The organism is Priestia sp. P5_B4, from assembly GCF_056400385.1.
Genome location: NZ_JBFULJ010000367.1, coordinates 1 through 3,676, shown reverse-complemented (window position 1 = coordinate 3,676; position 3,676 = coordinate 1). Strand labels below are relative to the sequence as shown.

5 protein-coding genes are annotated in these 3,676 nt (G+C 39.6%); 1 reads left to right on the top strand and 4 read right to left on the bottom strand.

What is annotated here, in order from left to right:
• A partial coding sequence (locus AC1DRF_RS19455) for a cold-shock protein (RefSeq protein ID WP_477741439.1) occupies positions 1 to 168 on the bottom strand: 168 nt, incomplete at its 3' end.
• Positions 169 to 495: 327 nt separating this feature from the next.
• Entirely contained in the window at positions 496 to 1,056 is a 561-nt protein-coding gene (locus tag AC1DRF_RS19450) for a histidine phosphatase family protein (RefSeq protein ID WP_230184429.1), read from the bottom strand.
• Between the two features lie 97 nt (positions 1,057 to 1,153).
• Between AC1DRF_RS19450 and AC1DRF_RS19445 the strand changes: the two genes are divergently transcribed.
• Positions 1,154 to 1,828, top strand: a complete 675-nt coding sequence (locus AC1DRF_RS19445) for a hypothetical protein (protein WP_477741438.1) — start codon at positions 1,154 to 1,156, stop codon at positions 1,826 to 1,828.
• 40 nt (positions 1,829 to 1,868) lie between these two features.
• On the opposite strand, the gene AC1DRF_RS19440 is transcribed toward AC1DRF_RS19445, so the two are convergent.
• Together AC1DRF_RS19440 and AC1DRF_RS19435 are read right to left on the bottom strand one after the other, a co-directional pair.
• On the bottom strand, positions 1,869 to 1,982 hold the full coding sequence (locus AC1DRF_RS19440; protein WP_080781593.1) for a YjcZ family sporulation protein: 114 nt from the start codon (positions 1,980 to 1,982) through the stop codon (positions 1,869 to 1,871).
• 372 nt (positions 1,983 to 2,354) lie between these two features.
• Positions 2,355 to 3,676: amino acid permease (locus AC1DRF_RS19435; protein ID WP_477741437.1), on the bottom strand; the 1,322-nt coding region annotated here is incomplete at its 5' end.

The following is a 3,676-nucleotide window of genomic DNA, read 5'->3' as shown; positions in this document are numbered from 1 at the left end:
GCGTTGACCTTGCTCGATGTCGAAAGTCACTTTTTGACCTTCGTCTAAAGATTTGAATCCGTCGCCTTGAATTGCGCTGAAATGTACGAATACATCTTCTCCGCCTTCAATTTCGATGAAACCGAAACCTTTTTCTGCATTAAACCATTTTACTGTACCTTCAGTCATACTATTTCCTCCAGTGGTGGAATTAATCCACGCATATATTACTACCCTTGCTCAATCGTACTATTTCCAGATAAAAATTTCTATTGAAGAATATTTCTCTTCTTTCAATTTCATACCGAACAAAAATAATTAACTTTAGTGTAACATATCAATTTAGAAATAGCAAGTTTCTGTTCTAAGACAGGCTTTATCCTCATTATGTATCTGCTAAAAGCCTACGGGGCAGCTTTGAGGCTACCAACATTTCTGGATTGTGATGCGGCAGAAGGTTTTTATATTGAGCTAAACTTATCATGTGCACAAATGCACAAAAAATCTTTTATTTCATCAATTTGTTTTCTGCTCATTCCAAAGCCGTGTAATGGAAACGTTCTTCTTTTGGAAATCGATTTGATATACATCGGGATTTGTTAAACGCGACCATTCACCAAAGCCAAATTTCGGATCAAAATATCTGAGGATTAACGTCATCAAATTGCCGTGCGTAACAAACAGAGTCGTTTTCTGTTTTTCATTCATTACTTCTTTAAACAGCTCTAGAACACGTACCGTGGCTTCTTTGGTCGATTCTCCTCCGTCTACCTTAAAGTCTATGTCATCAAAAGTTCTTTTCAATACTTCTATCCAGTTGAAAAGAGGCTGTCCGCTTAAACGCCTTTCTTCTAGCCTTTGATCTATATGAAGAGGCAGACCGGTATCTTTTGCATAAGGTTCAATTGTTTGAACGGCTCGTTTGTACGGACTTGAAATAATTTTATCAATGGGATAACTCAGCTTGTTCAAATAATCCATTAACTGCTGGGCTTGCTGTATGCCTTGTTCCGTCAGTGATGCTTTTGCTTCTTGCCCTTCTGCTTCACAATGCCTAACTAATAAAAAAGTTTTCATACATCTTCCCTCCAGGCGCATCTAAATAACCATTAATTACAAAATAAGATAATAATAGTATATAATGATACGTGATTTATAGCTAAGGAGGAACAACATGATTCGTGAACGATCACTTTTGATAAAAGGACTCACCTTTTTACTAGCTGTTTTTATTTTAAACATCCCTTTTCCTAATTCAACGCCGCTCAGTCATTCTGTCTTTTCTTTTTTAGGTCTTCCCCTCTATGGAGATGAAGAAACAATGACGGGATTCTATTATGCTAACAATGCGTGGGCAATCATGCTTTTAATAAGTCTTTTTTTACTTTATAAAAGTTTAAACCGTCATCGTTTAAAATTAACAATTTTAGCTGCGTTCATCGTTACTTCTGGCCCTGGGTGTATGATTGAAGTCATGCAAAAGACCGTGTTGTCAGGAATGTATGCTGTTTCTTACGATGCTGAAAACAGCAACTGCACATTCGAGACTAATAAAAGAGAAACCATATTAACGGGAAATTGCAAGCTTTMCTTTGAAAATAACCGTTCAAAGCCTGTTACGTTTGAAGTAGCAATCGATAAGCGCGCTTTTTTTGAAGATGAACAGCCTTTTTTACAAATGATGAATAAGCCTAAACTTCATACCGTTACGCTAGAATCAAAGGGGTATCAAACTGTAGAAATTACTTCATCTATCCAAGTAGCTGATTTACCCTCTGAACTCTATATCGGGGAAATGAATAGCTTTCACGTCAACATTTATCAAAACGGAAAAAAACGTTATTTATAAGCATAGAAAAAGCCCTTATAGGGCTTTTTAAATGAGTGAATTACCAGCCAAAGCCTCCGCCGTAGCAGCTGCAGCCGATGATCACTAATAAAATAAATAATACAACTAATAAAGCAAAACCAGATCCATATCCACATCCAGCGTTTCCAGACATACGAACACTTCCTTTTCTTTAGTTACTCTTTCCTCAAGAAAAATGCCGCTTGCATTTCGCTTGAGTTGGATTATCTTATGCCTGAACACGCCCTTTTGACTCTGGTTTTTTCTTTTTTCTTTTTCCTTCTTGCCATGCACCTCATTAATAAAAGAAGAAAACAGCCTAAGAAAAGCGCTGATTTCGGTTCTTCTTTTCTGTCCAAAAGAGATTAAGACATACAAAATTAATTCAATCTAAAGACGAAGAAATGAGATCCATAAGCTGAAACTTACGTTCACCATATCAATAAGAAAATCCGAACGCGTTACATTCATCGTTCGGATCTTCTCCTTAAACTAAAATGCTTTTCAGCCTCTCTTACAAAATCATTTATTTCACTAGCTTACGTCTTTCAGAAGACCTTACTTCCGTACGCTTACCGATACCTAATACATAGTAGCTCAGCACAACAATAGCTAAAAAGATAATGCCAACAATCAGCGATATGCGCGTTTCATCATTAAACCACATGCCTACAAGCACCATAAGTAAAAACGCGATGGTTACGTAGTTCGTCACAGGAGCAAAAGGCATTTTAAACGGATGTTGATCCATCGCCGCTCCTTTTGCTTTTCGAAAACGAATTTGACTGATGAGAATCACAAACCACGGAATCATACCTGGAAGCACGCTCGCACTGTACACGTACACGAAAACGTTTGGCGGTGCAATATAATTTAAGACAACGCCCGCCGCTAAGCCTATCATCACCGCAACGGTACTATAAATAGGCACACCGTTTCGAGAGACCTTTGTGAAAAAGGCTGGAGCCTGACCGTTTACACCTAGCGTGTAAAGCATACGTCCCGCACTGAAAATTCCGCTGTTGCACCCAGACATGGCCGCTGTGATGACGACAAAGTTGATAATGCCCGCCGCTGCTGTAATTCCTACTTTAGCGAACGTAGAAACAAACGGACTGCCGAGTGAATCCAGCTCGTTCCACGGATACACCGTTACGATCACAAAGATGGCGCCGATATAAAAAATTAAAATACGCCAAATTAAGCTTTGAATTGCACTTGTTAACGTTTTTTTAGGATCTTTTGCTTCTCCTGCTGTAATTCCAATAAGCTCTACTCCTTGATAGGCAGCAATAACAAGGGACAGGGCAAAGAAAAAGCCTGACCATCCGCCTGTAAAGAAACCGCCGTTTGCCCACAAATTCGACAGGCCAAGCGCTTCGCCGCCGTTTCCAAGACCGAAAAAAATAAGGCCAAGACCGGCAATAATCATGAGAACAATCGTGACAATTTTAATCATTGCAAACCAAAATTCAAACTCTCCAAACGATTTCACCGAAATTAAATTGGCCCCACCAAGAATGACCATGGCGACAATTCCCGGAACCCACGCCGGTAAATGCGGGAACCAGTACTGCATATAAGCTCCGACTGCAATAATCTCTGCCATGCCCACAATCACCCATTGAAACCAGTTGCTCCAAGCTGTGATATAACCCGCTAACGGATGAATATATTTATGACCGAATGTCGCAAACGAACCCGTACTTGGCTCTAAATAAAGCATCTCACCCATTGCACGCATAATAAAGAAAATAAAAACGCCGCAAATAGCATACGCAAGCAGGACGGATGGCCCCGTCCATTTAATAGTGCTTGCTGAACCCATGAATAACCCTACCCCAATCG